General features: G+C 31.3%; 15 protein-coding genes. 9 read left to right on the plus strand and 6 right to left on the minus strand.

What is annotated here, in order from left to right; translation table 11 throughout:
• The 3 genes from QM536_02865 to QM536_02875 form a co-directional block, all read right to left on the minus strand.
• Window positions 1-781, minus strand: a 781-nt coding sequence (locus QM536_02865; GenBank protein MDI9355950.1) for an Rpn family recombination-promoting nuclease/putative transposase, incomplete at its 3' end; no start/stop codon positions are given.
• A 27-nt stretch (window positions 782-808) separates the two neighbouring features.
• Window positions 809-1,225, minus strand: a complete 417-nt coding sequence (gene ybeY / locus QM536_02870; GenBank protein ID MDI9355951.1) for an rRNA maturation RNase YbeY — start codon at window positions 1,223-1,225, stop codon at window positions 809-811.
• 39 nt (window positions 1,226-1,264) lie between these two features.
• Entirely contained in the window at window positions 1,265-2,401 is a 1,137-nt protein-coding gene (locus QM536_02875; protein ID MDI9355952.1) for a (Fe-S)-binding protein, read from the minus strand.
• Window positions 2,402-3,012: 611 nt separating this feature from the next.
• Here QM536_02875 and QM536_02880 point away from each other — a divergent pair.
• From QM536_02880 to QM536_02920, 9 genes are all read left to right on the plus strand, one after another.
• Window positions 3,013-4,035: an agmatine deiminase family protein gene (locus QM536_02880; protein ID MDI9355953.1), complete on the plus strand. Its 1,023-nt coding sequence runs from the start codon at window positions 3,013-3,015 to the stop codon at window positions 4,033-4,035.
• Window positions 4,036-4,059: 24 nt separating this feature from the next.
• Window positions 4,060-4,557, plus strand: coding sequence for a hypothetical protein (locus QM536_02885; GenBank protein MDI9355954.1), 498 nt, complete (start codon window positions 4,060-4,062; stop codon window positions 4,555-4,557).
• Window positions 4,558-4,751: 194 nt separating this feature from the next.
• Window positions 4,752-5,951: a pyridoxal phosphate-dependent aminotransferase gene (locus QM536_02890; GenBank protein MDI9355955.1), complete on the plus strand. Its 1,200-nt coding sequence runs from the start codon at window positions 4,752-4,754 to the stop codon at window positions 5,949-5,951.
• A 6-nt stretch (window positions 5,952-5,957) separates the two neighbouring features.
• Complete coding sequence (locus QM536_02895; protein ID MDI9355956.1) at window positions 5,958-7,409, plus strand: DnaA/Hda family protein; 1,452 nt, start codon at window positions 5,958-5,960, stop codon at window positions 7,407-7,409.
• Between the two features lie 333 nt (window positions 7,410-7,742).
• On the plus strand, window positions 7,743-9,851 hold the full coding sequence (gene fusA / locus QM536_02900) for an elongation factor G (GenBank protein ID MDI9355957.1): 2,109 nt from the start codon (window positions 7,743-7,745) through the stop codon (window positions 9,849-9,851).
• 45 nt (window positions 9,852-9,896) lie between these two features.
• Window positions 9,897-10,502, plus strand: coding sequence for a translation initiation factor IF-3 (gene infC, locus QM536_02905; GenBank protein ID MDI9355958.1), 606 nt, complete (start codon window positions 9,897-9,899; stop codon window positions 10,500-10,502).
• Window positions 10,503-10,550: 48 nt separating this feature from the next.
• Window positions 10,551-10,745 (plus strand): 50S ribosomal protein L35, encoded by a 195-nt coding sequence (gene rpmI / locus QM536_02910; protein MDI9355959.1) that lies wholly within the window; start codon window positions 10,551-10,553, stop codon window positions 10,743-10,745.
• Between the two features lie 36 nt (window positions 10,746-10,781).
• Entirely contained in the window at window positions 10,782-11,129 is a 348-nt protein-coding gene (gene rplT, locus QM536_02915; GenBank protein MDI9355960.1) for a 50S ribosomal protein L20, read from the plus strand.
• 465 nt (window positions 11,130-11,594) lie between these two features.
• Window positions 11,595-13,151, plus strand: coding sequence for a GH3 auxin-responsive promoter family protein (locus QM536_02920; GenBank protein MDI9355961.1), 1,557 nt, complete (start codon window positions 11,595-11,597; stop codon window positions 13,149-13,151).
• A gap of 99 nt (window positions 13,152-13,250) precedes the next feature.
• Here QM536_02920 and QM536_02925 read toward each other — a convergent pair whose 3' ends face one another.
• The 3 genes from QM536_02925 to QM536_02935 form a co-directional block, all read right to left on the minus strand.
• Window positions 13,251-13,493 (minus strand): hypothetical protein, encoded by a 243-nt coding sequence (locus tag QM536_02925; GenBank protein MDI9355962.1) that lies wholly within the window; start codon window positions 13,491-13,493, stop codon window positions 13,251-13,253.
• Between the two features lie 49 nt (window positions 13,494-13,542).
• On the minus strand, window positions 13,543-16,647 hold the full coding sequence (locus QM536_02930) for a type I restriction endonuclease subunit R (protein MDI9355963.1): 3,105 nt from the start codon (window positions 16,645-16,647) through the stop codon (window positions 13,543-13,545).
• Between the two features lie 12 nt (window positions 16,648-16,659).
• Window positions 16,660-16,901 (minus strand): hypothetical protein (locus tag QM536_02935; GenBank protein MDI9355964.1); only part of this gene is annotated, 242 nt, incomplete at its 5' end.

The raw sequence follows: 16,901 nt of genomic DNA on the forward strand, positions 1-16,901 counted from the left end.
CTTGCTCCGCACGTATTTCCGCTTGCTCCGCACGTATTTCCGCTTGCTCCGCACGCTTTTCTGCGGCAGTCAGTTTATTTACTACTCGTGTTATTTTTCCTCTTTCGTCTTGTTCTCTCATACTTGCGTAATCATATTCCTCCATTTCTTTATCACTCCACTGAAATCTATTTGCCATTTGATAAGCTAATAACAATCCCTTGTCAGTAATATTTTTTGGAATATCTTTTAGTTTCTTTGAATTTCTTAAGAAAAAAACCCATTGCTCTGTAATGTTAAGACATTCTTCTTCTGTCTTATCAAATTTCAAGAGTTCTACAAAATTATATTCTGTTCCTCTTAACTCATAGGCATGTGTTTTTGTATCTAATAAAACATGCCTCGTAAGATAATTGGGATTACTAAAAAAATTAAACTTAATAACCCCTATAAAAATAACGGGGTTAAGAAGAACGTACTGTTCACCTTCCTTAATTTGATTTACAAAGTCCTTGTTGGTATAATACTGCACACGATTTTCAAATCCATCAGGTTCTTCCACCTGCATTTCTATTATATAATTTTTTTTCTTTTCATCTACCACTTTTATATCTAAAATAGATTGCTTTTTTTTGTGTAATTGCGGCAATTGATATGGATTTTTAAAATCAATATGAATAATTTTTCTTCCATCAGGAAGACCTAACACAGCATTGAGAAAAGAAAGTAATATTTCAGGTTTTTCTTCACACCCAAAAATTTTTCTAAACGCTATATCATTTGTTATATCTACAAACAGCATATACTATACGTTAAATAAGTTCACTTTTCATATTAAAAATCTTTGAATATATATATCTTCTTTTTCTCGCATAATTCTTATCTCTTCGTTTGTTGTATCTTTATATCCGCAGAGATGAAGCACCCCATGAGATATTACTCTCACTAATTCTCTTTCAAAAGGTTCTTCAAATTTTTTTGCGTTATCTGTTACCCTATCAATACTTATATAGCATTCCCCATCTATAAGATACGAATTACCAAAATAAAAAGTGATTATATCTGTATAATAATCGTGCTGCAAGTATTGTTTATTTATCTCTAATAGATGCTCATCATCACAAAAAATAAAATTTATATTTTGGATCTGTTTATTTTCTTGTACTATAATATCTTTTACCAGTGTTTTTATAGGACTTATCTTGGGGAGACGATATTGAATATTTATATAGTAAAAGTATATCATAGATATAGCATAAAGTAGAATGATTCCTTAAAAAATATCTCATTCATTATCTTTCCAAAGAAATCTATCCGTTGGAGCAAACTTCCAAGGTGCAAAATTATTCTCTATATTTGCAAAAAGAGAATTCCAACTGGGATGAGCAGCCGATTCTTCCATTACCACATATTGTCTTAACTGAATAATAATATGAAGAGGGTCTATATTTATGGGACATATTTCAACACAAGCGTTACAAGTAGTGCAGGCATTTATTTCTTCTTTGGTAATAAAATCATACAGAAGAGTTTTTCCATTATCAGCGGGATTTTTTCCTTTATCTAATAATATACCCACCTCTTCTATTCTATCTCTCGTGTCCATCATGATTTTTCGAGGACTAAGTTTTTTTCCCGTAATATTTGCAGGGCATACACTGGTACACCTTCCACATTCGGTGCAGCTATAAGCATCCATAAGATTTTTCCATGTCAGATCTAATACATCTTTTGCTCCAAATTTTCCACTCATCTGCACCATTTCCTCTACAGGTGAAGGTACCCCTAAAAAAGAAACTACTTCCTTCGTAACTAATGGATTATTATCTATTTTACCCTTTGGTTCTATGCGAGAAAAATACGTGTTGAAAAAAGAAATAACAATATGGAGATGCTTAGAATACGTAATATAAATTGTAAATGCAAATATCCCTAATATATGAATAAACCAAGAAATACGCTCTATGTAAATAAGAGTACCATTACTCATACCTTCAAAAAAAGAAACGAAAAAAGAACTTATAAAAAAAATACCCGTATGAGAATAATGCTCCAATTCCCGTGTTTGTAAAACCTGATCAGTTGCATTCATAATAAAAATAGCAGTCATAAGAATAATTTCCGCCAGCAAAATAATATGCGCATCTAATAACGGAAATCCGCGAAGTTCTTCTTGATTCAATCTCTTTATTTTTAGAATATCTCTCCTCACTAAAAAAATAACACAGGACAATACTACTCCCATCCCTAAAAACTCAAAAATACTTATTGCAATACCATACAAATTACCAAAAAATGAAGCAAAAACCCTATGTGTTCCTAAAAAACCATCTATCACTATTTCTAAAACCTCTATATTTATCAATAAAAAACCCACATATATCACAAAATGAAAAAACGCTACCAACGGTTTCTGAAACATTTTTTTTTGCCCAAACGCTACAAACAACAACAATTTCAAACGTTCTACCCGATTACCTTTTATATCCCAAGACCTCCCTAATAAAATATTTCGATAGATATGCTTTACTCTCCTCATTAAAAAATAAAATACAGAGAAAAAACATACTATAAACACAACTTGTAAAAAAAGATGTATATTCATAAATACCTAATATAAATTTAATTTTAATACAATTATTAAAAAAAACTCTAAAAGCGACACATAAAATCAACAACTACACATTTGTTTTGGAAAAAAGAACATTTTATATGCATCTCTTTATTACTATATGAAATATAATAATAGAATATAAACTTTAAAAAATTATTTCTTAAAATAGTGTATTTTGCACAGGAGTTTTATTTCTTATACAATAAGTACTTTTTTTGAATATAAAATATCTTAATAATCCTCTCTTTCGTAATAAACGAAAAAAATGCACATAATTTTATATGTTAATAACATTTAAAATAATAACATAGAATCCTTTTATGTATTATCATATATTTATTATTTATGGAAAAATAATTCACAAAAAATACAATACTCATTATCATTATTACTATTTATAAATTAAAAAAAAAATAACTATGCGTTTACCAGCGGAATGGGAAGAACAAAGTTTTGTACAACTTACATGGCCATGCGAAGGAATGGGTTGGATAGGTAAAGGATTAGATGAGGTTCATGAATGTTTTGAATCTATAATATTCGAAATTTCTAAAAGACAAAAAGTATTAATCGTAGGAGATAATACTCGTAAAATAAAAGAAAAACTTCGTTTTTGGAACAATAACATATATATTGTAGAAATACCCGCAAATGATATATGGGCAAGGGATCATGGAATAATAACCGTATTAGAGGATAACAAACCTATTTTACTCAATTTTATGTTTAATGGATGGGGATTGAAGTATGTTGCTGATAAAGACAATCTCATAAATGCAGAGCTCTTATCCTCGGGAACTTTTCAAGATACGCCATCTATAAATATGGATATGGTTTTAGAAGGAGGGAGTATTGATGTAGATGGAAAGGGTTCTCTCTTGACTACTAAAAAATGTCTCTTGACTCCTAATAGAAACCCGTATCTCACTCAAGAAAGGATTACACAAAAATTTGTGTCCTATTTTGGCACCACAAATGTAATATGGATAGAAAATGGTTTTGTGGAAGGTGATGATACAGATGGGCATATTGATAATTTAGTAAGATTCGGTCCGAGAAATTTTTTATTTTATACTAAAAGCGAAGAGAAACGTAGTGAGCATCATAAATCTCTTCAAAGAATGGAAGAAGAAGTAAAAGAACTAAAAAATATGGAAAAAGAATATTTTAGAACGATAGCCCTTCCTATGCCTGATAAAATAATGCACGAAGGAAAACGTCTTCCCGCTACCTATACGAATTTTTTGATTCTAAATGACGCAGTTCTCGTTCCTTTCTATTCATCCGAAAAAGATATTATTGCTGCAGAGAAAATACAAAGAGTTTTCAATCCTCGAAAAGTAATAGGTATCAATTGTCTGCCTCTTATTCAACAAGGTGGGTCTTTACACTGTGCCACAATGCAATTTCCCGTTGACGTTCCTCTTGTTGCTCCCCAATAAAATAACAAAATTATTCTTAAAAATATGAAAAAATATATAACCTTCTTACTATTCTTTTTTTATCAAAATATATCTGCCCAAGAAATCGGAGTATCTATTCCCCATGTCTCTTTTGAAGGAACTGTAACCAAAACTAAATTTGTTCACAAAAACTGTGCTGTATCCGAAATGTCTATTGTGTATACTTTTTCTCTTTTTGGAGGAGACCCTGTATTAACAGCATCTGTAAAATGGAAATCAGGAATACTTACAAAACCGACTTGCTTTAAAAATAACGACATTATCCTTCTAACACTCCAATCAAAAACAGGAAATAAAGAGGCAACTCTAAAAATAAAACCTGAAATACCGTCTATAGGAGAATTGGGAAAAGAATATTCGCATACTTTTGCATGGAATGAAATCTTTTGTGCATATAAAAAAGGGAAAAACATCGCATGCTGGTCAGAAAAAGAAGCGAAAGAATTTTGGAATGCAAATTTTTTTGTAAAAACATTTTCTATTGTGAGGGTAAACAAATAAATATCTATTTTTTACATAATAGTCAAGAAAAAGAATACATTTTACAAAAGAACACATGGGTAATTTATATAAAAAACATCTTCTTTTTATTAAAAAACTAATTAGAAATTAGAAAAGAAACTATATTAAAATATTTTTCTATATTTGTAAATAACAAAAAACATCATACCCAATAAACAAATACAAAAAATAAAATGCCATTCATATCAAAAAAGGTAAATGCACTTGCTGAATCCGCTACTTTAGCAATGGCAAAAAAAGCAAGAGAACTCAAAGCATTGGGATTAGATATTATTAATCTGAGTTTAGGCGAACCAGATTTCAAAACTCCTCAATATATTCAAAAAGGAGCAATAGAAAGCATACAATCTGAAAAATTTTTTTCTTATCCCCCCGTTGCAGGATATCAAGATCTTCGAGAACTTATAGCAAATAAATTCACAAAAGAAAATAATATACAAAGCACCGCTGAAAACATTGTTATATCTAACGGAGCAAAGCAATGCATTTATAACCTAATATGTAGCGTCGTAGATCCAGGCGATGAAGTTATTATTTTTGCACCATATTGGGTAAGCTATGCTGATATAGTTGAATTTTGTGGAGGAAAACCTATATTAGTCCGAGGAAGTATTGAAAATAGATACAAACCTACTGCCGATGAATTACAAGCACACATCACTCCAAAAACAAAAGCACTTTTATACTCTTCACCTTGTAATCCTACAGGTTCTGTATTCAGTAAAGAAGAACTACAAACATTTGTAGAAGTTCTAAAAAAATATCCCAATATATGGATTTTTGCAGATGAAATTTACGAACATATAAATTTTGTAGGAAAAAATTATAGTATAGGAAGTTTTGAAGAAGTAAAAGACAGAACCGCCACAATAAATGGTATGTCTAAAGGTTTTGCTATGACAGGATGGAGATTAGGGTACTTAACTGCTCCTAAATATCTCGCATTAGCATGTGAAAAAGTACAAGGACAAGTCACAAGTGCGGCAAGTTCCATATCTCAGAGAGCAGCTTTTGTAGCTCTTTCATCTACTGAACTTACAGAAACAAAAAAAATGAGATATATATATGCAAAACGAAGAGATTTAGTTTTAGAAATGCTCAATGATATTCCAAATCTTAAGACATATATTCCCGATGGAGCTTTTTATATATTCCCCGACATAAGTGCATTTTTACATAAAACAGATGGAACGACATTTATAAAGAATGCCGATGAACTTTCTATTTATCTTTTAGAAAAAGGACTTGTATCTCTGGTATCCGGAACGGCATTTGGATCCGAAACATCTATACGAATATCTTATGCCGCATCAGAAAAAGATCTTATAGAAGCATGTACCAGAATAAAAAAAACATTATTCCATCTTAAATAATAAGTTATGCAAATATTTATATCAAATGAAACAGAAAAGTTTATTACGTTTCTCGAATCTATAAAAAAACGCATATCTCCCCAAGAATACAGAGCATGGTTTGCACCCGTTACCTTTATAAAATTAGAAAATAACGTGCTAACAATAGAATGCACACATATTATTTACGATCATTGGGAAACCAACTATATAGATATTATAACTGAAGGATTAGAAAAAACATTTGGAAAAGATTATAGCATATCTTATTTCATAAAACCCGATGAAAATGAAATAAAAAGTATCGTAAAAGAGACAAAATTATTTTATAATAAACCAAATGCAGAGGAAGAAGAATCTAAACACTTAGTATTCAACCCTTATAGTTTTAAAAATAGTATAGACCAATATTACACATTTGATACTTTCATAGAATCTTCTAATAACAGATTTGCACTCTTAGAATGTAACAAAATTATAGAAAAAGTTTTTAAAAAAATGTCAAATGATATAGTGTTTTTGTATGGTTCAACGGGGTTAGGAAAAACACATTTAGCACATTCTATGGTAAACAAGCTCACTTCTTTAGATACTGATAAAAAAGTAAGATATATATCATCAGAAATGTTTACTAGGTTTTTTGCAAATGCCGCTAAAAATAAATATATAAATGAATTTCAAGAATATTTTATGTCACTAGACCTTTTTATAGTAGATGATGTTCATTTATGGCGTATTCCACAATTTGAAAAAACTATAGAAATATTTTTTCAAATATTTAATTTTTTAAAAGAATCACGCAAACAAATAGTACTCATAGCCGATACCCCACCCTCTGACTTAGTTTTCCCTAATAGAATTCTATCTCGATTCAGAAGTGGTCTCACAATAGAAATAGAACCACTTAATACAGAGGCAAAGAAGAGTTATATAAAAAGTTTTATAAAAAATAAAAACACCCCCATTCATGAACATGTCATAAACTATTTATCCGAACAACCAATAGACAACATAAGAGATCTAAACGGTATCATAGTAACTTTATACCAATACTCTGAATACTTACAAAAAGATATTGACATAGAAATGACCGAAAATATATACAAAAAAAAACTACCAAAAATAGAGAAAAAAAACGAATTCATGCTCAAACCCATTACCATAGAAATCATTCAACAAATGGTAGCAAATCAATTCAATATCTCATTAGATGATATGAAATCTCTTGACCGTAGGAGATCTATTACCACACCAAGATATATAGCAATGGACCTTTGTCGCAACAATACCCGAAATTCTGTTGTAGAAATAGGAAAAGCTTTTAATAAAGACCATACTACCGTCGTAGCAGCACAAAAGAATATTAAAAATCTTCTTTCTGGAAAAGATAATGGAGAAAAAATATTTAGAGACGGTTATCTAATGATAGAAGAAAAAATAAAACAAATCATAGAAAACTCTAATAAAAAATCTAAATAAACTATTTTTATACTATTAATCCCACACCGAAAAATCAATTTTACAGGAATATTGAGTTTTCAAACTACAGATAATCAAATAGTTACAAAATTATAAATGTATCAAAAGTAACTTTTCAGAGAACTGGACCAACTACTCCAAAATTCCATCTTATATCTATCGAAAACTTATATATTGTTTTATATTATTAAAAAAACAGTACTATTTTTTATTTTTTACAAATAAAATACACACACTTTTATAAATTATCTAAAATATTTCTATTTTGCAAGAAATGATCTGTAATAACCAATCATTTAAAAATCCATAATACTAAAAACCACAAATCAACTAATGACAAAAAATCTTAAATATTTTAGAAATATCGGAATAGCCGCTCACATAGACGCTGGAAAAACCACTACAACAGAACGAATTTTATACTATACCGGAGTCAACCATAAAATAGGAGAAGTACACGACGGAGCAGCGACAATGGACTGGATGGAACAAGAACAAGAACGAGGAATTACTATCACCGCCGCAGCTACCACAGTATACTGGAATTATAAATCTAACAAGTACCAAATCAATATAATAGATACACCAGGTCACGTAGACTTTACAGTAGAAGTAAATAGATCCTTAAGAGTACTGGACGGATTAGTATTTCTTTTTAGTGCGGTAGATGGAGTAGAACCACAATCAGAAACCAACTGGAGATTAGCAGATAACTACAAAGTAGCAAGATTAGGATTCGTAAATAAAATGGATAGATCTGGTGCTGACTTCCTTATGGTATGTAATCAGATAAAAGAACGATTAGGAACAAAATCTGTTCCCATACAGCTCCCCATAGGAACAGAAGAAAATTTTAAAGGTGTAGTAGATCTCGTAGAAAACAAAGCAATGGTATGGAATGAAGAAGATAAAGGAATGACATATAAAATCATACCTATACCACCAGAAATGCAAGAAGAAGTAAACCAATATAGGCAGTACCTCTTAGAAGCAGTTGCAGAATATGATGATAAACTCATGGAAAAATATTTTGATAATCCCGAATCACTTACCAAAGAAGAAATATTAATAGCCCTTAGAAAAGCAACTATTAATATGGATTTTGTTCCCATGCTCTGCGGATCCGCTTTCAAAAACAAAGGGGTACAAACACTATTAGATTATGTAATGGAACTACTCCCATCCCCATTAGATAGAGAAAAAATTATAGGAACAGATCCTGATAACATAGAAAAAGAAATATTCAGAAAACCCGATCCTTCGGAACCATTCACTGCACTCGCATTTAAAATAGCAACCGATCCATTTGTCGGTAGATTATGTTTCGTTAGATGCTATTCGGGAACATTAGAATCTGGTTCTTATGTATATAATACAAGATCTGGAAATAAAGAAAGAATATCACGCATATTCCATATGCATGCAAATAAACAAAATCAAATAGAACGTCTCCAAGCAGGTGACATAGCAGCTGTAGTAGGATTCAAAGACATAAAAACAGGAGATACACTCTGTGATGAAAAAAATAAAATTATATTAGAATCTATGGTATTTCCACAACCCGTTATCGGATATGCTATAGAACCTAAAACACAGGCAGATGCAGATAAACTAAGTATAGCTATTGGAAAACTCATAGAAGAAGATCCTACTCTTCATGTAAATAGTGATATAGAAACAGGACAAACAATACTACGTGGTATGGGAGAACTCCATTTAGAAATCATAATAGACCGATTAAAAAGAGAATTTAAAGTAGAAGTGAACCAAGGAGCTCCGCAAGTTGCTTATAAAGAACTCTTTCGTGATACTATTGAACATAAAGAAGTTTATAAAAAACAAACAGGCGGACGAGGTAAATTTGGAGATATAGTTTTTGAAATAGGACCAAAAGACAAAGATTATGCTGAAGAAGGACTTCAATTTGTAAATGACGTAGTAGGTGGCGTTATACCAAGAGAATTTATACCTTCTATTCAAAAAGGATTTGCAGAAGCGATGAAAACAGGTATCCTCGCAGGATACCCCATGGATTCTATGAAAATCCGACTTTTCCACGGTTCTTATCACGAAGTAGATTCTGATTCAATCTCTTTTGAAATGGCTGCAAGAAATGGATTTAGAGAAGCTGCTAAAAAAGCAAAACCCGCAATATTAGAACCTATAATGTCAGTAGAAGTACTTACCCCCGAAGAATATACAGGACCAATAACAGGAGACCTGAATAGAAGAAGAGGGATTATGAAAGGAATGGATAGAAGAGGAAACTCTCAAGTTATAAAAGCAGATGTTCCGCTATCAGAACTGTTTGGATATGTTACCGATATGCGAACAATGAGTTCAGGAAGAGCAACCGCAACCCTTACTTTCTCACATTATGAACAAGTTCCTAATAATATTTCTGAAACAGTTATCGCAAAAGCAAAAGGATTATTAAAGTAACAATTTGATTTAGTAAAATAATTATTTTTTAATTTAATAAAAACATTGATTGACAAAGATATAAAAAAAAGAACAATTACAAATAAACATGACGAACCTTATAAAATAAACCAGTATATAGAGGCTCGTTTTGTAAGAGTAGTGGGAGAAGGGCTTGAAAATGGAATCGTAACAATAAAAGAAGCTCTAAGGATAGCTGAAGAAAAAAAATTAGACTTAGTAGAAATATCACCAAACGGAAATCCACCTGTTTGTAAAATAATGGACTACTCTAAGTTTAAGTACGCACAAAAAATAAAATTAAAAGAAGCAAAAGCTTCAAGTTTACAAAAAAATATTGTAAAAGAAATACAATTTGGTCCTAATACTGACGAGCATGATTTTAAATTTAAATTGGTACATGTTATAAATTTCCTCGTTGAAAAAGCAAAAGTCCGAGCACACGTATACTTTCAAGGAAGATCTATTGCATACAAAGAACGTGGAGAAAATATTCTAAATAGACTCATAAAAGATGTAGAAGAATACGGAAAACCAGAATCTCCACCTAAATTAGAGGGAAGACGTTTATCTGTAACTATTAGCCCAAAAGATAAAATTACTGGAACAACCGATAAGCAATTAATAAAAATTAAAGTAGGAATACATTAAAAATATTACCTAATAACTCAATAAAATCTATTTATAAACAATACAATTATGCCAAAAGTTAAAACAAAATCAGGTGCAAAAAAAAGATTTAAAATAACAGGAACTAATAAAATAATGCATAAAAGAGCATTTAAAAACCATATTCTTACAAAAAAAGAAAAGAAAAGAAAAAATAGATTAGGATTAATGGGAATGGTTGATAAAACAGATATGTACCGCGTAAAAAACATGTTACATATATAAATAAACAAGTAATAAACACTAAAACGAAACAAAAAAATGCCAAGATCAGTTAATCACGTAGCATCAAGAGAAAGAAGAAAAAAAATACTAAAACATGCAAAAGGGTTCTTTGGACGAAGAAAAAATGTATGGACAGTAGCAAAAAACGCAGTAGAAAAAGCATGGTTATACGCATACACAGGAAGAAAACAAAAAAAAAGAAACTATAGATCACTATGGATACAAAGAATTAATGCGGCTACAAGACCTTATAATATGTCATATTCCGTTTTTATAGGAAAACTCAAAGAACAAAATATAGATATGAATAGAAAAGTACTTGCTGATCTCGCCTATAATAACCCCAATGCCTTTAAAGCCTTGGTAGAAAAAATACAACAATAACCAACTCTCGTTATTCAAAATATTGAACCAATACTTTCTTTATCACATTTTTTATTTGCATAATTATTTTCTTCTTTCATATAAAGTTTGTAACTAATGAGTACATCTCATTTTTTATGTAATTTCTCTTTTGTAATCCTATCTAAAAATCTATTTCTATTATTGTCAAAAAATAAATATATGACAATATACATCAGAAAAAAATCATTATTTTGATTTCACTCCGAAAAAACCTTTTTGATATACTTCTACTTTTATAAATAATTGATTATCAATAATTTTGAAACTCAATATCTCTGTAAAAATGGTTTTTTGTAACTGGCTCTTATTTTGATGAAAAATAAATAAAAAAGAACAAAAAAATATATTTAAAAACTCATGAGTAGTCAAGTGATTACAAAATCATAAAATGCTTAATAATAATTTTTTGAATAGAGTTCAAAACTAAAATTTTAAACAACCACTATGAAATTACTTGGTACATTCATAAAAAAAAGTATTCTTTTCCGAAAAAGATTAGAAAATAAACATATTCCACATAAAAAAATACAAGAAAATGAGCTGAAAAAACTACTATTCCAAGCTCGGAATACGAGTTTTGGTAAGAAATATAATTTTACAGAAATTTTAGAAAACGCAAATAATAACTTACATTTTTGTAAAGTATTTCAGGATACTGTACCTATTTTTGACTATGAAAGTATCTATAACAATTGGTGGGCGAAGCAACGTTTAGGAGAACAAAATATTACTTGTAAAGGGAAAATCAAATATTTTGCAATGAGTTCAGGAACCGCAAGCGCTTCTTCTAAATATATTCCTGTTACTCGTAAGATGCAAAAATCTATAAATAAATCAGGAATAAAACAGTTCCTTACTCTATTAGAATGTAACCTGCCAGATAATTTTTTCACCAAACAAGTTTTGATGTTAGGAGGAAGTACCGCACTTACAAAAAATTCTCTCTACAAATGGGAAGAAGGTGATTTGAGTGGTATAACAGCAAGTAACCTACCAGCTTGGTTTCAAAGATTTTATAAACCCGGAAAAAAAATAGCAAAGATCAAAGATTGGAACACCAAAATAGATGCCATAGTAGAAAATGCTACTAAATGGGATATAGGAATTATTGCCGGTGTTCCATCATGGGTGCAGATATTGTTAGAAAGAATAATAAAACACTATAAGTTAAAAACAATACATGATATATGGCCTCATTTAGAAGTTTTTGCGTATGGTGGTGTTTCTATAGACCCTTATAGAAAAAGTTTTGAGAAGTTTTTTAGCAAAAAGATATTGTATATACAAACCTACTTGGCTTCAGAAGGATTTATTGCTATACAGGAACAGCCATATGTAAATTATATGAAACTGATTATGGATAATGGTATCTTTTATGAATTTATCCCATTCAATGAAAATAATTTTTCTTTTGAAGGAGATATTTTAGAAAATCCTCAAGTATTGAAAATAGATGAAATAAAAGAACAAGAAGAATATGCTCTACTCATTACTACAAATGCAGGGGCTTGGAGATATCTTATAGGAGACACTCTTAAATTTGTTTCAAAAAAAAATGCAGATATTATTATAACAGGAAGAACAAAACATTTTATGAGTGTTTGTGGAGAACATGTATCCGTAGAAAATATGAATACAGTAATACAAACGGTGGCTGAAGAATTAAAAATAGAAGTAAGAGAATTTACTCTCACTTGTAGAAGTTATGAAGGATTCTTTGCTCATTTATGGTATATAGGGACTGAAAAAAATATAGATATATCGGAGAATACATTTAGAGATATGTTAGATACAATAATGAAAGATATAAATGATGATTATAGGGTAGAAAGAGAATCAGCCCTGAAAGAAGTGTTTGTAAAATTTGTTCCATATGGTTTTTTTTATGAATATATGAAATTAGAAGGAAAAGAAGGAGGACAGAGTAAATTTCCGAGAGTTCTTAAAAAAGAAAAATTAGAAAAATGGACATCATTTTTGGATAAAAAACTATATTCCTAGTATTTTTTCTGTCCATCAATATATAATGTTTCGTATTGCATATAACGTTTTGCGGTTTTGCGATGTGAGGGGTTTTTAGCACAAATTCAAATAGGATTCCTACTGTTGAACCTGCACAAAACCGTCATACGAAGCACTGAGCCGCCAATTTTTTGTAGGTGCTGTATAGGATGGCGTTCGGCTTTGCAAACCATTGTCAATACTACGTTTCACTGTTTTTATCATGTCGGTCTGTGCGGTTGTGAATTTTTTATTTTCAGAAAGGAGGGAAGATCTTTTTAATTCAATATTGTCAGGGGCAGACAAGCTTTTTGCCAAGCTTTGGTCTGTGCGGCTTAGCAATGTGTGTGGCTGTTGGGCTGGGTATTCATTTTTCTTCCTTTGTCATTATTTATAGTTGTCCACCAACGCCTTTAAACTTCTCTACAAACGAAACAAGCTTTTGAAATACACTTTGTTTTTTAGCCAAATATTGAGGATTTAAAGGACTCATTTTTGGTAAAAGTGCATTCAGTTCTGTGCCATTTTCACTTGCATATTCTCGCTTCAAAGAGGTTGTTATGTATCGCTTCGCTGCATCTTCATTCAGATTTTCTTCTGTGATTAACGCCAATGTTTCTGCTTTCTGTTTGTTTTGAGCAAATACAAAAAATGAATCTATGACATTTGCTTTATCATGTAGCGTATCAAGGTCTGTTTCATTAATAAAATCAATTACCAAACTCTCCTTTGCTCTGTTGCCAACACTGGCACGAATAACTCTACGGATTTCCTCAATTAAAGTAGCTTTGTCCTTTGTTTTTTTGTTATGCTCAAAAATTAATTCAAGAATATAATCAAGATTTATCTCTTGTGATTTTAACAAGTCAACTTCAAACACTACATCGTCCCAGTCGATTGTCGATTCTTCTTTTTCTTTACCGCTTTTCTCCCGTCTTAACCAGTCTCTAATATCATTGTAGGTAGAACGATAATCCTGAATAGTCCGCTCCTTCAGCAAATCAATCTTTTGCATTGTGGCAATATCTTCATCCGTTACAAAATGCTCCTTTTTAAACGCTTCAATAGCGTCAGCATCGTTTTTATCTATCGTTTGAAATGCTTTAAGGTTATTAAATTCATCGTAATTCTGTAGTATGTTTTCAACACGTAGGTATTCTCCAAATAACTTTGAAAATTCTTTTTTGTCCTTTTCTGTAACAATTTCCTCAGGATTGGGGAACTTCTGATTTAAGTCCTTTACAACTTCAATGTAACCTCTGCGGGCTTCGCCTGTAACAATGTCTGTAAAGCCTTCAAGATATTCTTTGTAGCTCTTTTCAAGAACCACATTTTTGGTGTTGCTGTCACCGAAAAGCGTGATTGCATCAATAGTTGCTTTTTCTAGATTACGGAATGTTATAATATTGCCAAAGGTTTTTGTGGCATCAAAAATTCTATTTGTACGCGAGAAGGCTTGAATTAAACCGTGGTAACGCAAATTCTTATCGACAAACAAAGTATTTAGTGTAGGTGCATCAAAGCCAGTAAGGAACATACCAACTACAATAATTAAGTCAATCTCTTTGTTCTTAACGCGGTTGGCAAGGTCACGATAATAATTTTGAAATTCATGGCTGTCAACACCATAACTGGTTCTGAACATTGAGTTATAGTCATTGATTGCTTTCGTTAAAAACTCTTTAGAGGTACTATCCATTGCAGAAGGTTCAAAACTTTCATCGAGAATTTCACCGATTGCACTTTGTTCTTCATTGGCTGCAAAGGAGAATATTGTCGCAATCTTTAAAGGTTTATCGCTCTGTTTTTGCAAATTGTTCAGCTCCTCGTAATAACATTTTGCGGCATCCACACTACTTACCGCAAACATGGCATTAAAGCCTTTGTTACTTCCTTGATTTCTGTGTGTTTTTATTCTGAAATTCTGCAAAATATAATGAGAAATTTTTTTGATGCGTTCTGGGTGAAGCAATGGATTTTTATTTTCTACTGCACTTAATTTTTGCTCATCTATTTCAGTTTCAATACGCTTAAACTGAGGTCTAACATCATTGTAGTCAACTTTGAATTTCAGAACTTTTTCATCTCTAATAGCATCCGTAATTACATAAGAGTGTAATTCTCGACCAAAAACACTTGCTGTAGTTTCTGCCCCTAACGCATTTTGTACGAAGATTGGTGTTCCTGTAAAACCGAATTGATAGTACTTTTTAAACTTCTTTCTCAAATTCTTTTGAGCTTCACCAAATTGAGAACGATGTGCTTCATCAAAAATGAAAACGACTTGCTTTTGGTAAATAGCTAAATCACTCTCACTTTTCATAAGGTTGTTCAATTTTTGTATAGTTGTTACAATAATCTTATTATCCTCCTTTTCAATATTTCTCTTTAAACCTGCTGTGCTGTCAGAACCGTTTACACTATCGGGAGAAAATCTTTGATATTCTTTCATTGTTTGAAAGTCCAAGTCTTTCCGGTCAACTACAAAGAAAACTTTATCGATAAAGTCAAGTTGGGTAGCTAATCTTGCTGCTTTAAAACTTGTCAGAGTTTTACCCGAACCTGTAGTATGCCATATATAACCACCACCTTCAATGTCAGACCATTTCTTGCCTTGATAAGAACTGTCAATTTTCCATAACATTCTTTCTGTTGCAGCAATTTGATAAGGCCGCATCACAAGTAATGTATTACTTGTATCAAAAACCGAATACGTTAATAGCACATTTAAAAGCGTATGTTTTTGAAAAAATGTAGCCGTAAAATCCTTGAGGTCTTTAATCAGTGTATTGTCTGCCTTTGCCCAGTTCATCGTAAAATCAAAGCTGTTTTTATTTCGCTCAATGGTATTTGCAAAATATCGACTGTCGGTTCCATTTGAAATAACAAAAATCTGTAAATATTTAAAAAGTGAATTACTGCTATTTAAACTCTCTTTTGTATAACGATGGACCTGGTTAAAAGCTTCACGGATAGCAACTCCACGTTTTTTTAGTTCTACCTGCACCAACGGCAATCCATTTACAAGAATGGTCACATCGTAGCGATTGGAATGTGTTCCTTTCTGTTCAAATTGTGAAATTACCTGTACTTTATTTCGGATGATATTCTTTTTGTCAACCAAGTAGATGTTTTGAATATGACCATCATCAAACTTAAAATCATAAATATAATTGTCGTGTATTTTTCTTGTTTTTTCTACAAGGTTGTCGCTGGGTTTATCTAAATACTCTTCTACAAAACGAGTCCATTCACTATCTAAAAATGTCATATTGTTGAGCGTTTGCAGTTGTATTCTTGCGTTTGTCAACATTTCTTGATACGTTTTTAAAGATCGGTATTCATAACCTTGATTTCTTAAATCTTGAATAAATTCATTTTCGAGTGCTGCTTCTGTTTGATAAACAGCAAGTGGTTCACTTACCTTCAAATGTTTGGTGAAATTATCTAAGACGATGAAGTTGTTAGATTCTGCTATGGTTTTATAGGTTGCCATTATGATTTCAATTTATCGTTGTCCCATTGTAAGGGGATTGTTAATTATATATTCTGCGATACGCAGGTAATCGTTTTCGTTGCGTATGATATGTTCCCAATAATTGCGTTGCCATAATTTACCGTTGAACGGTTGCCAACCCAACGTTTTCACTCCACGAATATATTCATTCGTTGTCATCGTTTTCAACCATTGCACCACCCGATGTAGGGGCGAACCTATGTGTTCGCCCATTGTATTGCCATTGGTAATAT

The sequence above is a fragment of the Chitinophagaceae bacterium genome (assembly GCA_030053935.1).
GTDB lineage: Bacteria > Bacteroidota > Bacteroidia > Cytophagales > JASGCU01 > JASGCU01.

Excerpts from the sequence above, each read along its gene's own strand:
- QM536_02875 (MDI9355952.1), bottom strand. The coding sequence starts at position 2,401 with ATGTTTCAGAAACCGTTGGTAGCGTTTTTTCATTTTGTGATATATGTG.
- rplT (MDI9355960.1), top strand. The coding sequence starts at position 10,782 with ATGCCAAGATCAGTTAATCACGTAGCATCAAGAGAAAGAAGAAAAAAA.
- rpmI (MDI9355959.1), top strand. The coding sequence starts at position 10,551 with ATGCCAAAAGTTAAAACAAAATCAGGTGCAAAAAAAAGATTTAAAATA.
- QM536_02895 (MDI9355956.1), top strand. The coding sequence starts at position 5,958 with ATGCAAATATTTATATCAAATGAAACAGAAAAGTTTATTACGTTTCTC.
- QM536_02885 (MDI9355954.1), top strand. The coding sequence starts at position 4,060 with ATGAAAAAATATATAACCTTCTTACTATTCTTTTTTTATCAAAATATA.
- ybeY (MDI9355951.1), bottom strand. The coding sequence starts at position 1,225 with ATGATATACTTTTACTATATAAATATTCAATATCGTCTCCCCAAGATA.
- QM536_02920 (MDI9355961.1), top strand. The coding sequence starts at position 11,595 with ATGAAATTACTTGGTACATTCATAAAAAAAAGTATTCTTTTCCGAAAA.
- QM536_02880 (MDI9355953.1), top strand. The coding sequence starts at position 3,013 with ATGCGTTTACCAGCGGAATGGGAAGAACAAAGTTTTGTACAACTTACA.
- QM536_02890 (MDI9355955.1), top strand. The coding sequence starts at position 4,752 with ATGCCATTCATATCAAAAAAGGTAAATGCACTTGCTGAATCCGCTACT.
- QM536_02930 (MDI9355963.1), bottom strand. The coding sequence starts at position 16,647 with ATGGCAACCTATAAAACCATAGCAGAATCTAACAACTTCATCGTCTTA.
- fusA (MDI9355957.1), top strand. The coding sequence starts at position 7,743 with ATGACAAAAAATCTTAAATATTTTAGAAATATCGGAATAGCCGCTCAC.